The 17,286-nt window shown below is 34.9% G+C and carries 16 protein-coding genes, 1 pseudogene and 2 other annotated features; of the genes and pseudogenes, 8 read left to right on the top strand and 9 right to left on the bottom strand.

Annotation, left to right across the window (positions count from 1 at the left end; all coding sequences use genetic code 11):
• Positions 1 to 6: 6 nt before the first annotated feature.
• From ACQVV1_RS03405 to ACQVV1_RS03395, 3 genes and pseudogenes are all read right to left on the bottom strand, one after another.
• Positions 7 to 1,507 (bottom strand): annotated as a pseudogene (locus ACQVV1_RS03405) (YcdB/YcdC domain-containing protein).
• A 100-nt stretch (positions 1,508 to 1,607) separates the two neighbouring features.
• On the bottom strand, positions 1,608 to 1,757 hold the full coding sequence (rpmG, locus tag ACQVV1_RS03400; RefSeq protein ID WP_001265617.1) for a 50S ribosomal protein L33: 150 nt from the start codon (positions 1,755 to 1,757) through the stop codon (positions 1,608 to 1,610).
• 144 nt (positions 1,758 to 1,901) lie between these two features.
• Positions 1,902 to 2,528 carry a nitroreductase family protein gene (locus ACQVV1_RS03395; RefSeq protein ID WP_242252283.1) on the bottom strand — a complete coding sequence of 209 codons (627 nt, stop codon included), beginning with the start codon at positions 2,526 to 2,528 and terminating at the stop codon, positions 1,902 to 1,904.
• Positions 2,529 to 2,877: 349 nt separating this feature from the next.
• Between ACQVV1_RS03395 and ACQVV1_RS03390 the strand changes: the two genes are divergently transcribed.
• The gene (locus ACQVV1_RS03390; protein ID WP_000456215.1) at positions 2,878 to 3,528 is read left to right on the top strand and encodes a GTP pyrophosphokinase; all 651 of its coding nucleotides are present in this window, start codon (positions 2,878 to 2,880) and stop codon (positions 3,526 to 3,528) included.
• 77 nt (positions 3,529 to 3,605) lie between these two features.
• Here ACQVV1_RS03390 and ACQVV1_RS03385 read toward each other — a convergent pair whose 3' ends face one another.
• Positions 3,606 to 4,073 (bottom strand): hypothetical protein, encoded by a 468-nt coding sequence (locus ACQVV1_RS03385; RefSeq protein ID WP_431168629.1) that lies wholly within the window; start codon positions 4,071 to 4,073, stop codon positions 3,606 to 3,608.
• Between the two features lie 54 nt (positions 4,074 to 4,127).
• On the bottom strand, positions 4,128 to 5,513 hold the full coding sequence (locus ACQVV1_RS03380; RefSeq protein WP_431168628.1) for an alkaline phosphatase: 1,386 nt from the start codon (positions 5,511 to 5,513) through the stop codon (positions 4,128 to 4,130).
• A gap of 261 nt (positions 5,514 to 5,774) precedes the next feature.
• On the opposite strand from ACQVV1_RS03380, the gene ACQVV1_RS03375 reads away from it, so the two are divergent.
• Both ACQVV1_RS03375 and ACQVV1_RS03370 read left to right on the top strand, forming a co-directional pair.
• Positions 5,775 to 6,608 carry a GNAT family N-acetyltransferase gene (locus tag ACQVV1_RS03375; RefSeq protein ID WP_242252286.1) on the top strand — a complete coding sequence of 278 codons (834 nt, stop codon included), beginning with the start codon at positions 5,775 to 5,777 and terminating at the stop codon, positions 6,606 to 6,608.
• 15 nt (positions 6,609 to 6,623) lie between these two features.
• Entirely contained in the window at positions 6,624 to 7,508 is an 885-nt protein-coding gene (locus ACQVV1_RS03370; protein WP_063222898.1) for an alpha/beta fold hydrolase, read from the top strand.
• A 41-nt stretch (positions 7,509 to 7,549) separates the two neighbouring features.
• Here the strand turns inward: ACQVV1_RS03370 and ACQVV1_RS03365 are convergent, their stop codons facing one another.
• From ACQVV1_RS03365 to ACQVV1_RS03355, 3 genes are all read right to left on the bottom strand, one after another.
• Positions 7,550 to 8,050, bottom strand: coding sequence for a DoxX family protein (locus tag ACQVV1_RS03365; RefSeq protein WP_242252288.1), 501 nt, complete (start codon positions 8,048 to 8,050; stop codon positions 7,550 to 7,552).
• 264 nt (positions 8,051 to 8,314) lie between these two features.
• Positions 8,315 to 8,851 carry a delta-aminolevulinic acid dehydratase gene (locus tag ACQVV1_RS03360; RefSeq protein WP_431168627.1) on the bottom strand — a complete coding sequence of 179 codons (537 nt, stop codon included), beginning with the start codon at positions 8,849 to 8,851 and terminating at the stop codon, positions 8,315 to 8,317.
• Positions 8,852 to 8,869: 18 nt separating this feature from the next.
• The gene (locus ACQVV1_RS03355; RefSeq protein ID WP_242252290.1) at positions 8,870 to 9,472 is read right to left on the bottom strand and encodes a histidine phosphatase family protein; all 603 of its coding nucleotides are present in this window, start codon (positions 9,470 to 9,472) and stop codon (positions 8,870 to 8,872) included.
• Positions 9,473 to 9,643: 171 nt separating this feature from the next.
• Here ACQVV1_RS03355 and ACQVV1_RS03350 point away from each other — a divergent pair, with 171 nt between their 5' ends.
• Together ACQVV1_RS03350 and ACQVV1_RS03345 are read left to right on the top strand one after the other, a co-directional pair.
• Positions 9,644 to 9,982 (top strand): hypothetical protein, encoded by a 339-nt coding sequence (locus ACQVV1_RS03350; protein WP_063222894.1) that lies wholly within the window; start codon positions 9,644 to 9,646, stop codon positions 9,980 to 9,982.
• Positions 9,983 to 10,053: 71 nt separating this feature from the next.
• Positions 10,054 to 10,176 carry a DUF4023 domain-containing protein gene (locus ACQVV1_RS03345; RefSeq protein ID WP_000071861.1) on the top strand — a complete coding sequence of 41 codons (123 nt, stop codon included), beginning with the start codon at positions 10,054 to 10,056 and terminating at the stop codon, positions 10,174 to 10,176.
• A 42-nt stretch (positions 10,177 to 10,218) separates the two neighbouring features.
• Here the strand turns inward: ACQVV1_RS03345 and ACQVV1_RS03340 are convergent, their stop codons facing one another.
• Entirely contained in the window at positions 10,219 to 11,454 is a 1,236-nt protein-coding gene (locus ACQVV1_RS03340; RefSeq protein WP_242252291.1) for a TolB family protein, read from the bottom strand.
• A 200-nt stretch (positions 11,455 to 11,654) separates the two neighbouring features.
• On the opposite strand from ACQVV1_RS03340, the gene ACQVV1_RS03335 reads away from it, so the two are divergent.
• The 3 genes from ACQVV1_RS03335 to ACQVV1_RS03325 all read left to right on the top strand — a co-directional run bounded on the left by ACQVV1_RS03335 (position 11,655) and on the right by ACQVV1_RS03325 (position 17,196).
• Positions 11,655 to 14,408, top strand: a complete 2,754-nt coding sequence (locus ACQVV1_RS03335) for a S8 family serine peptidase (RefSeq protein WP_431168626.1) — start codon at positions 11,655 to 11,657, stop codon at positions 14,406 to 14,408.
• Between the two features lie 69 nt (positions 14,409 to 14,477).
• Positions 14,478 to 14,706 (top strand) — a binding site (T-box leader).
• 50 nt (positions 14,707 to 14,756) lie between these two features.
• Positions 14,757 to 14,984 (top strand) — a binding site (T-box leader).
• A 162-nt stretch (positions 14,985 to 15,146) separates the two neighbouring features.
• Positions 15,147 to 16,901, top strand: a complete 1,755-nt coding sequence (locus ACQVV1_RS03330) for an aromatic amino acid hydroxylase (RefSeq protein WP_242252293.1) — start codon at positions 15,147 to 15,149, stop codon at positions 16,899 to 16,901.
• Positions 16,882 to 17,196, top strand: coding sequence for a 4a-hydroxytetrahydrobiopterin dehydratase (locus ACQVV1_RS03325; protein WP_242252294.1), 315 nt, complete (start codon positions 16,882 to 16,884; stop codon positions 17,194 to 17,196). Before ACQVV1_RS03330 ends, ACQVV1_RS03325 begins: the two co-directional genes overlap by 20 nt.
• Positions 17,197 to 17,286: the final 90 nt, after the last annotated feature.

Below are 17,286 nucleotides of genomic sequence, written 5' to 3'. Positions count from 1 at the left end.
AAAAGCTTATTTACTCCAAATTTTTTCTCCAGTATGCGCATTAATATAACGAATTTCTCGACTACAATCGAAGGATTCTTTATGATTTTCATCCGTTGTTTGTTTATACAGTAGTTCGTAGTTCGTAGTTCGTTTCCTCTACCTCATTTTCTAAAAACCATTCTAAATTAACTCGCATGGCCTCTCTGTATATTTCTAACGCTTTTTCCTTTGTTACTTTTGGTGTTGTTTCGTATGTGAGCAATTCTTTTATAACATTACTAGATTCTCCTGAGTAATGCATCACAGCACCATTCTCTGTATTAATGTTGATCATAATATAGTTTCCCTCTACATGAATGTCATTTACATATATCGAAAAGGAAAACCTCTCTATCCCCTCTTCCTCTTCATAATTATCCCAAAGTTGAACATACTTTGTTGCATTCGGGAAAATTTGCTCCAAAAATTGAAGTGCTTTGTCTAAACATTGCTCTCGTGATAAGATTGTTTTCCTTTCTTGTTCACCCTTCCACATTAAACAGGAAAGTAATTGATTTGTTTTTTTATCTAAAGTAATTACAACGAAGTTATCATGCTTCAACATTTGGGAATACTTTTTATAGAACTCCTCCATCGAATATGAATTTTTCTCTTTTCTGTCTTTTTGTAATTCTTCCTTCAGTACAAACTTCATCTGAATTTCATACTCATCCTCTTTTTCATCTACTTTTATAAATTTCTCTTTGTCCCAATCTATTAAATCAAGCACATCTTTCCTTTGACTGTTTGTTATCCCTTTAACAACCGGAACTGTAGAAGCTATTCTATAATGATCGGGTCCAAATAAATCTTTACCTGTACTTGCATTAACAAATGCATGACTAGGCTCTGGTTCATATACAAGATGGTACCCTTTTACTTCTTCCCCGTTTTCATACTCACATGAAGAGTGTGTTAAATCTACAAATACAAGTCTCATATCTTGTCTAGCTTTCAAATTTTCTAAAATGACGTTCTCCTCAACAATTTCACTTGGCCATAACGGTTTCTTCTCTATAGCTTTTTGTCCATTATAATGAAAATGCATCACATCACCTAAAGGATGCACTAGCACAACACACCCCGTATTCGGCAATGGATAGCCATTCACTTCTTGCATATAATTTACTTCTTTCCAACCGCGCCTGTCACGCTTAACAGTTACATATGTATAAAATTCATATCCTTCTTTTGTATATTTTTTTAAGAATGTATTTGCAATCACTCTTGCTTTATTGTCCTCTATCGCTTCCTCACCGCTCGAAAAAGCTTTTTCATCCTCTATCCTAAATTCAATTAAACTACCCGTATGTCTATTCAACGTAATTTGTACTTTTCTCTCCTCATCTGCTTTATGCCCCCACCATAATAGATGATATGGGTCATCCACACCTTCTTGATCATCTACAACAAGCCTATAATCATTTGGAATGTTAATAATATGAGCCACCTGCTCTTTTCTTTCTTCATCTTTATGATTCATCATACCGCTCCCTTATTACAATTTAAGGTAATTGTAATAAATAAATACAAAAAATATAAACAAAAAATATAAACAAAAAAAGACTAGAGATATCTCTAGCCTTCTACTTCGTTTCACGATGTAACGTTACTCGCTTTAATCGTGGACAATATTTTTTTAGTTCGATGCGCTCTGGATTATTTCTTTTATTCTTTTTAGAAATGTAATTACGATCTCCGCACTCCGTACAAGCTAAGGTAATATTTACACGCATATGTAATTCTCCTTTCTTTCAAAGATCGCAAATAAAACGTAATGATTACGATTTATATGTTATATAACTTTATTCTATTTGTCAATTGCAAAACAAAAAGGTTCTAAATAGAACCCTTTTATTTTTAGTACTTTATACTTTTTATTAAAATGTCTCATATGTAACAAACTCACTAATCGGCTTTCGATATCCTCGTGGGCGAGTTTTAGTAGTATCACTTTTTCCTATCGTAATCATTAAAACAGGCACTATATGCTCCGGCATATTTAATTCACTTTGTACTGCTCTTTCATCAAAACCGATCATTGGACACGTATCATAGCCATAATATTTAGCTGCGTACATAAACGTCATCGCACTTAACGAAGCATTTCTAATCGCTTCCTCTGCCATGAAGCGTTCTCCTTTTCCTTCATATAACCCTTTCGTTTGCCTAATTGTATCTTCATACTCACATTCATCAATCATCTTTAAAACCTTCATACCGAAATAAATATTTTCAACATTTTGGTATGCTCTCTTATCACCACAAACAAGTATTACTGCAGATGCACTCGATACTTTATATTGCCTAAAAGCTAACTCTTTTAATCTTTCTTTGCGCTCTTGATCACGAATTACAACATAATGCGTATGTTGCAAATTGTAACAAGATGGAGAAAGCTTTGTTAGCTCAAATATTTTTTTAAAATCCTCATCAGGGATTTCTATTCCTTGTACAAATTTCATTGTGGAACGTCTAGCAATTGCCAATTCTTCAAAGTTCACCATATACCCTCCTTAATAACTATAAATTCAAATATACATTAATTTATACAAATTGATAAAGCAAATGAAAACACTTTAAATTATGGATAATAATGATGATTTACAAAAAAAAGACAAAAAGCTGAAACAATTAGTTCATACGAAATTCACATGAATCTATTACTATAGGAATTGTACATAGTGAACTTATTAACAATCACGTTTATTCATATAGAATCTTACTCGAAAGGAGCTGAAATTATGAAAACTAAATATCGTTTTATGATCTCATCATTTGCTGCTTGCGCTTATATGATTTGGTATTTAGTATAATAACAACCTCACTTGTAAATAGGAAAAGGTGTGTATATAAATGGAATATAATCAATCAACAGTTAACTACTGGAAAGCTTTTGTACTACCATATACATTTGCTTTAGAAGAGTTAAAAACTAAATTTGAAATTATGAACCGGGAAGCCCAATTTTTAGAGGATTACAACCCGTTTGAACATATAAAAACAAGATTAAAACAACCTGAAAGTATTATTAAAAAGCTTGAACGTAAAAATTTATTACCGACAGTTGAAAATGCCCAAACGCATTTACAAGACATCATCGGCATTCGTATTACATGTTGCTTCGTAGAAGATATTTATCATTTAAAAGAAGTCATTCAAAAGCGTGAAGATATGGAAATCATAGAGGTAAAAGATTATATTGCTAATCCAAAGGGAAACGGCTATAAAAGTTTACACATGATTATTAAATATCCTTTATCACTAAATTCTGGTACAAAAGAAGTCTTTGCAGAAATTCAGTTACGTACGCTTGCAATGGACTTCTGGGCAAGTTTAGAACATAAACTTTATTATAAATATGAAGGGAAAATACCTGAGTATTTAAAAGATGAACTACATGATGCAGCAATGAAGGCTGAAGATCTTGATAATAAAATGGCGACCATTCGCCAAGATATTGATGATATCGAAGCATGCTCAAATCAAATTATGTTACCACTATAAAAAAAGGTTCTCGCCAATGAGAACCTTTTTTATTTCGCTATTTACAGGCAGGAAGGCTCCTTGATTAAAGTTTCACTTTATTTCTTCCCTATCGTGCGAACTTCTTCAATTTTCCAGCCATCCTCTTCTTTTCCAAGTGCATACTGTACTTTCTTCTGAAGAGTGACCTCCCCGTCTAGTTCCTTTTCCTTTGTTTCAACAACAACATACCCTGCTTTACTAACTTTCATGTCTACATGTTCCAATTCAATTTTCTTATTTCCCTTTTGAAAAGCTGCTTCTTTTTGCGTTTTTAAGTCTTCAGCACTAGGCATCTTCTTTGAAAATAACTCCATATGTTCAGCAAGATTTTTTTCATTTGTCGTCCGTACAAACTCCTCCATAACATCTTGAATCGATTTCTCTTCTTCTTTCGTTATTTGTACCTTTTTCTCAGCTTTTGTAGTAGTGGATTTTTGTTCTATCTGATTCTCTTTAGATTGACATCCAACTAGCAATAATACACCTATTAGAAGGGATCCTATCCCTCTGAAAAAAAACCTCATCTTCCCATCTCCTAAAAAGAAAAGTGAGGCATTTCGCCTCACTTCCATTTATAATTAGCGTCTTCCTTTATTCGGATCCCCACCGCTAACAATATCAAAGACACGTTTAGCGATATTTGTATTTTCTTGAACGCCAGAGAACAAGTATTTACCGGGGCCAAATGCATATACGTTTACATCTTCCCCTGTATGTCCACCTGTTGTCCATCCTGTAACCGAACGCTTATTGAAAATATCTTCAATCGCATTATCAATCTTTGTAACATCTTTTGAAGGAGCAATATCGTTTACCGCTTTAATTTCTTCTGGTGTTAATTGTAAATCAATATATTTTTTCAATGTTTCTTCTACATTTGCACCTTTTGCAATCTCATTTGCCATGAAGTCTGGTGTGCGTTTTGCAGCTTTAATTGGATCTACTTTAAAGTTATACTCACCATTCGCACCTAAAGATAATCCGCCAGTAGCGTGGTCTGCCGTTGCAACGACTAACGTATTTTTATCTTTTTTCGCAAACTCAATCGCTGCTTTAAATGCTTTTTCAAAGTCTTCCATTTCACTCATTGCACCAACGATATCATTATCGTGTCCAGCCCAGTCGATTTGACTTCCTTCAACCATTAAGAAGAAACCATTTTTATTTTTGTTCAAACGCTCAATTGCTGCATTTGTCATTTCTTCTAATGAAGGTGTTTTATCGGTACGGTCAATCATTTTATCTAAACCGCCCGGCGCAAATAAACCAAGAATTTGATCATTTTTATCATTTAACAATTGATTACGATCTGTTACATAGCTATAACCAGATTTCTTAAATTCTTCTGTAAGATTGCGATCTTTTCTAACAAAGTTATTTACACCACCGCCAAGCATAACATCTACCTTATGCTTCCCTTTAACTTTTTCATCAAAATAATCATTTGCAATTGCGTCCATATTTTTACGGCTAATGTCATGCGCACCGAAAGCCGCTGGGGTTGCATGTGTAATTTCAGAAGTTGCAACTAATCCTGTTGATTTCCCTTTTTCTTTCGCTTGTTCAAGAACAGTTTTCACTTCTGCTTTATCATTATCAACCGCGATTGCTGCATTATATGTTTTAATCCCTGCTGACATAGCTGTTGCTGCCGATGCAGAGTCTGTAATATTTTCATGTTCATCTTCTGGATATGTTTTTTGTGTTCCTACAAGATGCTTATCAAATTCTGTAGATTCCATCTCAAAAGTTTTTGAATTATCTTTCATATAACGGTGAGCCGTCATATATGAAGGGCCCATACCATCCCCAATTAATACAATAACATTTTTAATCTTTGCATTGCTTCCGCTCTCATCTGCATTTACTTCACTAGAACGTGTAAAATTCCATGTTGCCACCGAAGTAACTGCTAACGACGCCACAACTGCAAATGGCCATGCTTTTTTCACAAACTTTTTCACTGTATTGTCCCCCTAATTAGGTTATTCATTTCCCACTATCAAATTTAACGGAAGACTATTAAGAGAAAATTAGTTATATGTAAATTTTTTGTTAACTTATGTAAATATCAGTTATAATTTGTATAACTTTGTCTGTTCATACCAACCATCTTCCCCTTTACAATCAAAATATAAACAAGTTGGATTTCATTTAACGTAAATCTCTTATTTAACATTTTCAATCTACTTTTATGAAAATTAATAGAAATGTGGTGAATATTTATGAAAATAATAAAACTAGATGAAACTTTTATTTTTGATTTACTCGACCTTTGCAAAGCTATTGGATGGTTACAAGATAAAGTATTTATGAAAAAACAATTCGAAATGTATCTTTCGCTCGGCACACTTATCGGTTATATGCATGAAAATAAACTGATTGCAGCTGGAGGAGTATTTCCTTTTAAAAATAGTTTTTCTACTATTGGCATGTTAATTGTCCATCCTAATTTTCAAGGCCAAGGCATCGGACGTATTTTGTTTAATTACTGCTTAGAACACACTCCCCCAAAACAATTAATTGCACTTATTGCAACAAAAGCCGGCGAGCCTCTTTATACATCATGCGGATTTCAAACAGTAACGAAGATTCATCGTTTTGAAAAACAAACTACTAAGACACATATCACTCATACACAACAAGTAAAAGAAAAAGACTTTATATCGCTTATTTCTCTCGATCAAATTACAACTGGTGCCGATCGTTCTTTACTTTACTCATTACTATTACCAAGAACCAGCCACTCTTTTAAAATTGAGAGACATAACTGTATAGAAGCTTTTTCCTTATGTATACAAAAAGGTAATATATTATGTATCAATCCACTTATCGCCAAACGAGAAGAAGATGCTATTCAATTACTACAAAACATATGTGAATGTTGGAATGGCACAGTAAGGATTGATGTCCCACATTCACAGTTTTCATTTCGCAAATTTCTTCAAACAGAAAATTTCCAGGAAACGCTCCTTTCACCTCTTATGATAAAAAATGGTAGCCAACTTCCTGGAAATCGTAATATGCTATTTGCTATGATAGATACAGCGTTATGTTAGAAAGGGGACACCTAATTGAAGCGATTTAGCTATTTTATGGTAGGTTGTCTTACTCTTACACTATTAGTAGGATGTAGTGCAGCAGAAAAGCCAGTAGAACAAGTAAAACAAGTTAAAAATACACTTACAGCAAAACTAGCTACCGAGGAAAAAATGGTAGAAATAGATGGTCAAACCATTTACTTCAAAAAGATTGGTAATGAAAAACCACCTTTACTTATGATCCATGGATTTGGAGGATCCTCAGATGGTTTTCAAAAGATTTACTCAGACTTAGCAAAAGATCATACAATTATTTCTGTAGATGCTTTAGGATTTGGACGCTCATCTAAGCCGATGGATTTTTATTATTCTTTCCCCACTCATGCAAATTTGTATTATAAATTAATGAAAAAACTAGGTTACGATTCGTTTGCAATACTGGGGCATTCAATGGGCGGAGAAATTTCTCTTAATTTAACATATTTATATCCTGAAGCCGTTACCCACCTTATTTTAACTGATGCTACAGGCGGTCCTCATACATTCGTTAATAAACAAGGTTCACCGAAACCTCAGTTGTCGACTGATTTAAATACCGTTTCTGCTATTGCAGATTATGATGAGAGCAAAGTGAAATTTAAACGTAATGATGAAGAGCATTACAATAAAATGAAATTATGGCCTAGACGTCTTCAAATCAATGCAAATGAAATGAAACAACCAACCTTAATTATATGGGGAAGAAATGATAGTAGCGTTTCTTGGAAGGAAGGAGAAACATATCATCAATTCTTAAAAAATAGTACTTTCCATGTTATTGAAAAAGGTTATCATGCACCGTTTCGCCAAGAACCACAGGAATTTGTAGGGTATGTAAAAGATTTCTTTAAAAACAATCCGATACAATTTGAAAAATAACATAAGCGGGTATCTCATTTTGAGATACCCGCTTTCATATATTAAGCAGCTTGCTTTTGGCGTTTTTGAGTTTTTGATCCTAAAACTTTTGGGATAACAAAGCCGTCAAGTCCAAGTTTTCCAGCATTCATACCAGAAACAAGAACGAACATAGATAAGATAACCATTTCAGGGTTCACACCAATTGACCCACTAAACATATAGGAAAAGTTCATTAAAAGACCGAAAAAGACCGCTGTTTTTGTTAAACAGCCCACAATTAAACCAATTCCGACTAAAATTTCTCCCCACGTTACAAGTGTATTAAATAGATCAACGTTTGGAATTGCGAAATCTTGTAAAAATGATGCCCACCAAGATTGAACAGCCGGTTGTGCTCCTTTAGATTTTTCAATTGCACCTTGTAAATAACCCGTTGCATCGAATCCTTTTCCTTGTAGTTTACCAATTCCAGCCATTAACCATGTGTAACCAAGATACACTCGGATTACTGCTAGCACAAAAGAAACTGCTTTGTTTTCTCTTAAAAATTGAATAACCATATCTTCCTCCTAAAGTTGTAATTAAGTTAGTTACAGGTAATATAATAACATTAGTTACTTATTTTACAAACGTTAATTATGAATAATTTGTGACATGTGTATGAAACATTAAAAACTAACGTTTATATAGTAACTTTTATTATCTGTAAAAACTTGAACATATCATACCATAAGTGATAATGGTTTTCATTGAAGAAAATGTAAAAAAAATGTGAGTTAAATGTGAAACGCATTTATTCGAATATAGAATAAACGTGTTTCATACTACTTATAGAATCGAAATGTACGTGTCTCCTCATCAATTAACCTCGCTTCTTGAAATGCTTCTTCTAACGTTTTTTTATGGTTAATAACCCCGTAAAATAAGCGTATTGTAAACATAAGTGCTGCATTCCCATCTATATAATCTATCGATCCAATATACGATTTTTCTCCACTACGTAAAAAAGATTCTGCTAGTTTTCGCTCCCCTAACGTACACCCACTATTTACAATATGTGTATTATGCAATTTTGCATATTTATAAATTTCTACTGCACCAAAGTATCCCCTCGATTCATCTTGTTCATATATATCTTCACCTAACTCTTCCATGACAAACTCTCCTTCATCACCATGAAAGCAAAAAACAACATAATTAATATCATTATATAAACCCTTTCCAGAAAGAATATCGATGAACTCTTTCGGTCTACCAATCCAGTATGTTATAATTTTCGCCCCAAAATATTCAAGTGATGCTCGGATTGATTGCGCCTCTAAATCAGAATTAAAGCCAACTACTAGTGCAACCTTCAACATACACCCTCCATCCTATAATTAGATTTCATCAATTAAACTTTTAAGGGATACATTCATTTCATATATACCCGTTTCTTGCAAAAAATCAGATCTAGTTAAAACGACATTCTGTAAATATTGCCTATATGCTGTAATTGTCCCGTCGTGAGATACAATGCAAATTCTTTCAGCACCTAGCTCATAACACCAAAGAAGAAATTCATCTACTATTTGCTGAAAACGATTCTCTGAAATAGTATTTATACCTTCCGTCCATAACTGCTTATTTGTACTTTTCGCAATCGAGAAATGTGGAAATAAATTTGTTATTATTCCCTGATCTACTATGTGATCACATGGTAATGTTTTCGCTCCTTCTCGATAAGGAAAAATACGTGGGGATATATATGGGTGGACGAGTTTTTGACAAGCTACTTTCGCACTCCATATTGTCGCCGTTTGCAAAGTTCTAAGTGTAGGACTAACAATTAATATATCCGTCTCTTGCAATGGCACATTGCATTGAAGTGATTTAGCCTGATTCCTTCCCTCATCCGTTAATGGTGGATGAAGCACTTGTAAACTTGACGGCAAATCTTTTGTATGTTCTCCTTCACCGTGCCGCACAAAGATGAGTTTCATACTCATCCTCCTCTCGCTAAGTAATCCTCTTACATATTTCTTCCCTATTCCATCCTTTATTCCTGCTATGTGAAAAACCGATATGTAAAAAGTATTTTACATAACAAAATTGGAAAACATTACAATTGTATATGTAAAACACTTTTTACAACAGGGAGGGAAATTCTAAATATGAAATGGATAACCATCTTAATCGGAATGATTATATGGGGATATATAAACGGATTTTTTAGCAGTGATAAAACTGCTAATCCTTGGATTACAGATGATGAACGTGAAACAAAAATTAAGCAGAAGGCAATTATTGCAAGCTGGTCCGGTGTTTTTATGTTTTGTACCATTAACCTCTTAAACAAATGGTTAGGTGTAGGAACGAGCGATACATCACCTTACTTACCAACTTCTGTCGCAACTATTTTAAAAGAAAATGTAGAGTTACAAATTTTATTTATGCTATTTATTACGTACGGCATATTTTACGTATACTATCGAAGAAAACTCAGTGCTTAACTTTTTTATCTCATGATTATCCTCCTAAATGGTTATAGTAATTAGGACGAAATGAAAGGAGCGATAGAAAAATGAGTAACTCGAATGACTTTTTAGATACACTGCATGAAAAACAAGCAAAAGATGAACAAAATAGAAAACGTCAGGGGAACGGAAACCCAGCGAAAAAAAAGCCAAATAAAACACATAAATAACAATAAAAAAACCTGCCTAAAATTATCTTTTAGGCAGGTTTTTTATTCTTCTTTCACCGAGATGACATTTTCCCAATTCCATTTCTCATAATACCACGCTGGTACATCTATATTTTCAATCCACTTTTCCTGTTTCCCATCTTTATGAGCAAGCCATACATCCGCTTTCTTACGGTCTGAACGTATCCAAATTAATTGATTACTCTTCTTCATGAAAATCGGGTGATAATCCCCTTTCTTGTTAGTTTCCTTTGTGATTTGATGCTGTGCATTGCTTGTACTATCGACCTCATATAAAGATGGTAGTGGCCTTTTTTCTGGTGGAGTTTCTATCCCTGCCTCTTTTGCTCGTGAAACGATAATTACTCTATCGTTCTTCCATGCAAAATCCCAATCAACATATCCTTTCGGCGTAAATATGTTCTGCTGAAGTGCTGGCAATTCCTTTACTTTTAAATTTTTATTTTCTAATGCAACTCTTCCGCTCCCTTCAATATAAGCTAATATATTTTTTGATGGTGCCCATTGAAACCATTGTGCATTTAATAACATTTGATCTACTTTTTCAAACCGACTGCCATCTGCACGAACTAAGCAAAGCGTATTACTATCAGCTGACCATGAAGCTGTCGGTACTGCTAAAAATGAAATCCACTTTTGATCTGGTGACCATTTAAAGCCACTTGCAACTAGTGCTAGGAAATCATCATGTTCATTTGGCAATGCATACAAATGCTTCATTTTGTGAGGATTCATATGTGCATCTTTTTGCACTTCATATAGCTGAGCCCCTGTCCATCCTGTTGGAAGTAAGTGTGCTTCAGAAGATACAAGAAAGTTCTTTCCATCGGGGTACCATGCATAATCACCTACACCAGCCGATACATTTTCAAAATCTGCATTCTTTTTTTCTACATCAAATGTATTTAATGTACCTGTAAATATAAATGCAATTATATTTTCTGTTGGTGACCATTGATAATTCGATGCTTCTGAGTGAAACGGCGTAACTTTCTTTCCGTCTTTCAGCCGATATAACTCAAGAATACTTTGTTTCTTTCCTTTTACATATGCTAGCCACTCCCCATCATATGACCACTTCGGCCCTGTTATGTTCTCTCCTTTTGTAAGTTGTTTTTCTTTCCCATCAACTTTAATCCAAAGGTTATGATGACGAATAAAAGCAATTTTCCCTCCGCTATTTTCTGCTTTAGTAATAGTAATTGAACTTAAAAATATGAATAATACTGTTATGACACTTGCTAAAACCTTTTTCATAACACTCCTCCATTTCCCCCATAGCATTCCTCACACCCCACCTACAATATGTGAAAAATCCCCTATTCGACATAATTCATAGAGGATTGGTATGAATTATGTCGAAAGTATAGTTTAGCCAACATTCGTTTATATGTTTTATAACGAAAATGCAAGATAACTTTTCGGAATATTCGAACTTTTTATTAGGGGGAGTTTCAATGAAAAAAACTACATCTACACTATTAAGTATGGCGCTCGTCTTTTCAAGTTTTGGAGCTTTAAGCGCCCATGCTGAGTCACTGCAAAAGGAGAAGCAATTTAGTCCACAACTAAAAACAACGATTGAACAGTGGGGAGAAAATAAAATTGCTCAACATGTTGAAACAAAAACAACAAAAGAAATATCTGTCATTGTAGAATTGCAACATGCGCCTCTTGCTGCGCAAAGTAACATTCAGCATGCTCCAGATTTACAAAATAATAATGCGCAGTCTTATCATGCCGAGCTTAAAAAGGCACAAGAAGATACGACTAAGAAAATAAAAGAAAAAGCACCTGGTGCAAAAATTAAAGAAGTTTATAATACGTTATTTTCTGGTTTCTCTATTTCAGTTCCTGGAGATCAAATTACTGCTCTTGCTTCTTTACCTGAAGTAAAGGCGGTCTATCCGAACTTAACATATAAATTGCATGAAACATCAAAAAGTACCGCTAACGAAGAAGTACCAAATATTGGCGGACCGACAATTGGTGCGCCTGAAGCATGGAATTTAAAAGACCCATCTGGCAAACCGCTTGATGGAAAAGGTATGAAAGTAGCCATTATCGACTCTGGCGTAGACTATACACACCCTGACTTAAAGGCAAATTATATCGGTGGATATGACACTGTCGATGAAGATAACGATCCAATGGATGGTAACGTACATGGTACTCATGTCGCTGGAATTATTGCTGGGAATGGAAAAATTAAAGGCGTTGCTCCAAATGCTTCTATTCTAGCCTATCGTGTTATGAATGACGGTGGAACTGGTACAACAGATGATATTATTCAAGGTATTGAACGAGCAATTCAAGATGGTGCTGATGTGTTAAATCTATCCCTTGGACAAGATTTAAATGTACCTGATCAACCTGTAACATTAACGTTAGAACGTGCAGCAAAACTTGGGGTTACTGCAGTCGTTTCGAATGGAAATGACGGACCAAAACCTTGGTCTGTTGATGCACCAGAAAATGCAAGCAGCGTTATATCAGTTGGAGCATCTACTGTTTCTATCCCGTTTCCAACATTCCAAGTAGCTGGTTCCAGCAAAACATATCAAGGGCTACCGTTATCAAAATCAGATTTCCCAATAGGAAATGATTCTCCGCTTGTATATGTTGGCTATGGTAGTCCAAGCGATTATGCAAAACAAGATGTGAAAGGAAAATTTGCACTTGTTTTACAAGGTACTTCTAGTACGTTAGTAAAAGCTGAACAAGCGAAGCAAGCTGGTGCAATTAGTGTACTATTAATTTCTACAGAAAAAGAAATCAATATTATGCCTGAATACTTTGCACGTGAAAACCTAGCCCTTCCAGTTATGCAATTATCAAATGTAGATGGTGAAGAGTTGAAAAACTTAATTACAAAGCGCAAGAAAAATATAAAAATTGGACAACCCGTTCCGACTGAATTAATTAGCAACTTCAGTTCCAGAGGTCCGTCACAAGGAAGTTGGCTTATAAAACCAGATATCGTTGCTCCTGGCGTACAAATTACTAGTACAGTGCCACGAAGCGGCTATGAATCTCATAACGGAACAAGTATGGCTGCTCCGCAAGTAGCTGGAGCGGTTTCCCTCTTGCGTCAAATGCATCCTGATTGGACCACGGAACAATTAAAAGCATCTCTTGTCAATACAGCAAAAACTTTAAAAGATGTAAATGAAAATACGTATCCTGTTATGACGCAAGGATCTGGCTTAATTAACATTCCAAAAGCTGTTCAAACAAATGTATTAGTAAAGCCTAACAATGTCAGCTTCGGTCTTATAAAGCCAAATAGCGGAAAAGTAAAACTGACGCAAAATATTACGTTACAAAATCTTTCTAATAAAAAGAAAACCTTTTCAACTCGTGTAGAATTACTGGATGCAAACACAAAAACAAAAATAAAAACTTCTGTTCCTTCATCGATTAGCGTACAACCAAATAGTAATACGGAAAAGCCATTTACTATCACTGTCGATAGCTCACTACCACAAGGTGTGTATACTGGGAATGTATATGTAAAAGAGCAGGGAGCGAAAGAAGAAATTAGAATTCCATTTACATTTAGTATCGACCCTAAAGATTACAAACGTATTGATGGTCTCGAAATTTTGAATTCTACTTTTAGTCCAAACGGGGACAACATATTAGATGATAATCTCATCAACTACTATTTAGTTGCTCCAGTGGAAGATGTAACGTTACACGCTAACTTAGTTACAAAAGAACGTGTAACGTACCAAGGCATGATTTATCAAGGAAAAAATGAAACAGCAGGTTATAAACCTTTCAAATGGAATGGTACAAAAATAGATGGATCACCACTAGCGAATGGTTTATATCAAATTGAAGCTGTTGCCTCTAACTCAGGGGGCGAAACGAAACAAACAGGGGCTGTATTTATTGACCGAACTGCACCAAAATTGACACATGAAGTTGATCAAGAAAATCTTGTAATTAGAGGAAAAGTTGACGATATTCTACTAGATTGGATGACAGAATCTGGTTGGGTAGCACCTGGAATTCCAGTGAGACTACAGTATGAAATAAACGGAAATGGTATATGGGAACAGGCATTCCTGAACCCTTGGGAGAAAAGCTATGACATTTATTTCGATCGTACTCAATTACAAGAAGGTAAAAATACAGTTCATCTTGTTGCAACCGATGCAGCTGGAAATACATCTAATTTAAATGCTGATTTAGATGTGAAATAAAAAATTATTGTTGACAATTTTTCAAATATAGTTTTATAATACAAAACATAGTTTAGTTGAATGAATTATATATTGGCTTTGAAGGAATACTAGTAGCGACTTATATCCCTGTCTCAGAGAACTGATGGTTGGTGCGAATCAGTACATATACAAGCGTGAATTACAATTCTGGAGCTTCTTTCCCGTAATGCTTTTTATGCATGAAGAGAAAGACGGATCTTTCCGTTATCGTAAAGTGAGTGGTAAACAATTACTTGTTTACAAATAGGGTGGTACCGCGATTTTTATCGTCCCTATCGGATTTTCCGATAGGGACTTTTTTGCGTCTGTCCTTTTACATAATTTCATATATACGCGTTGAAAGAATCGCAGTAGTATCTTATATCCCTGTTACAGAGAGCTAATGGTCGGTGAAAATTGGCACATATATAAGTACGAATTACAATTCTGGAGCTTCTTTTTCGTAGTGCTTTTACGCATGAAGGAAAAGACGGAGTTTTTCCGTTATCATTAATTGAGATGTAAGTATATTTTCACTTACAAATAGGGTGGTACCGCGATTCTTTCGCCCCTATCGGATTTTCCGATAGGGGCTTTTTCTATTTCTCACAGAAACAAATGTTAAATAATTCCGAATCTTATGATAAAATTTTATAAGCGCTTACAAATTTGAAAGGGGGTGGTACAAGCTATACGAAACCGATATTTAATTTTACAGAAAAAAAGGAGGATGTCTAAATGACAAAGAAAACAGAAATTCCATCGCATTTAAAACCATTCGTATCCACACAACATTATGATCAATACACGCCGGTGAATCACGCTGTGTGGCGTTACATTATGAGACAAAATCATAGCTTTTTAAAAGATGTTGCTCATCCAGCCTATGTGAACGGACTACAATCATCTGGTATTAATATAGATGCAATTCCTAAAGTAGAAGAAATGAATGAGTGTTTGGCACCAAGCGGCTGGGGTGCTGTAACGATTGACGGGCTTATTCCTGGAGTAGCATTCTTTGATTTTCAAGGCCACGGATTATTACCAATTGCAACAGATATTCGTAAAGTAGAAAATATCGAGTATACACCGGCTCCTGATATCGTTCATGAAGCTGCAGGCCACGCACCAATTTTACTTGATCCTACATATGCAAAGTATGTAAAACGCTTTGGACAAATTGGAGCAAAAGCTTTCTCTACAAAAGAAGAACATGATGCGTTTGAAGCAGTTCGTACATTAACAATCGTAAAAGAAAGCCCGACTTCTACACATGAAGAAGTTGCAGCTGCTGAAAATGCGGTACTTGAAAAACAAAAATTAGTTTCTGGCTTATCAGAAGCTGAACAAATTTCACGCCTTTTCTGGTGGACAGTGGAATATGGATTAATTGGAGATATAGGCGATCCAAAAATATATGGTGCTGGCCTCCTTTCTTCTGTTGGCGAAAGTAAACATTGCTTAACAGACGCTGTAGAAAAGGTTCCATTCTCTATCGAAGCATGTACAAGTACAACTTATGACGTAACAAAAATGCAACCACAACTATTTGTTTGTGAATCATTTGAAGAATTAACAGAAGCACTTGAGAAATTTGCTGAAACAATGGCCTTTAAAACAGGTGGTAAAAAAGGCTTAGAAAAAGCAATTCGCTCTGAAAACCATGCCACTGCTGAGCTAAATAGCGGATTACAAATTACAGGTACATTCACAGAGACAATTGAAAACGATGCAGGTGAATTGATTTATATGCGAACAAATTCGCCAACAGCATTAGCAATTCACAATAAACAACTAGCGAATCATTCTACGGCTGTACACAGTGACGGCTTTGGAACACCAATTGGATTACTCACTGAAAATATTGCATTAGAAAATTGTACAGATGAGCAATTACAATCATTAGGAATTACAATTGGAAATACAGCAGCATTTACTTTTGCAAGTGGTATCCATGTAAAAGGAACGGTAACAGCTATTGAAAAAAACGATAAAAAGATTGCTCTTATATCCTTTATCGATTGTACAGTTACTTATAAAGACAGTTTATTATTTGATGCTTCATGGGGTGCTTTTGATATGGCTGTTGGTTCAAAAGTCACTTCTGTATTCCCAGGAGCTGCAGATGCGGCATCGTTTTTCCCAGTTGATGAAGGAATAGAAGAAACTCCAGTACCTCTTACATTAACTGAGCTCGATCGTATGTATCAAACAGTTCGAGCTATTCGAAATGAAGGTATTTTACACGACGCGCATGTCGAGCAATTAGTAGCAATTCAAGAAGTATTAAATAAAATTTATGGTAAAGAATGGCTACTTCGTCTTGAAATATTAGAATTACTTTTAGAGCATAACAAAGGGCACGAAACATCAGCAGCACTATTACAACAACTGTCTACTTTCACAACCGACGAAGCTGTAACACGTCTTATTAACAATGGTCTTGCGCTACTGCAGGTAAAGGATGTGAAAAATGATGCTACGATTAACTGAAGAAGAAATTCAAGAGGAATTATTGAATGTAGATAAATGGATGGTAAAAGATGAAAAATGGATTGAACGAAAATATATGTTTTCCGACTACTTAAAAGGAGTCGAATTTGTCTCTGAAGCCGCCAAACTATCAGAAGAACATAATCACCATCCATTTATCCTTATCCAGTATAAAGCAGTTATTATTACTTTGTCATCTTGGAATGCAAAAGGTTTAACGAAACTAGATTTTGAGCTTGCGAAGCAATTTGATGAACTATTTTTACAAAACGAAAAAGCAATTATAAGAAAATAAAAAAGAGAAGCCTTTTTGATATGATCCCCTTATAGTAGACAGGAAAAAGAAAGCACATTAACCTGTTTACTATGGAGGGGATTTTTCTGT

The organism is Bacillus basilensis (assembly GCF_050630465.1).
Classification (GTDB): domain Bacteria; phylum Bacillota; class Bacilli; order Bacillales; family Bacillaceae_G; genus Bacillus_A; species Bacillus_A basilensis.
The sequence above is the reverse complement of the archived record's forward strand: the minus strand, read 5'-3'. Positions and strand labels throughout refer to the sequence as shown.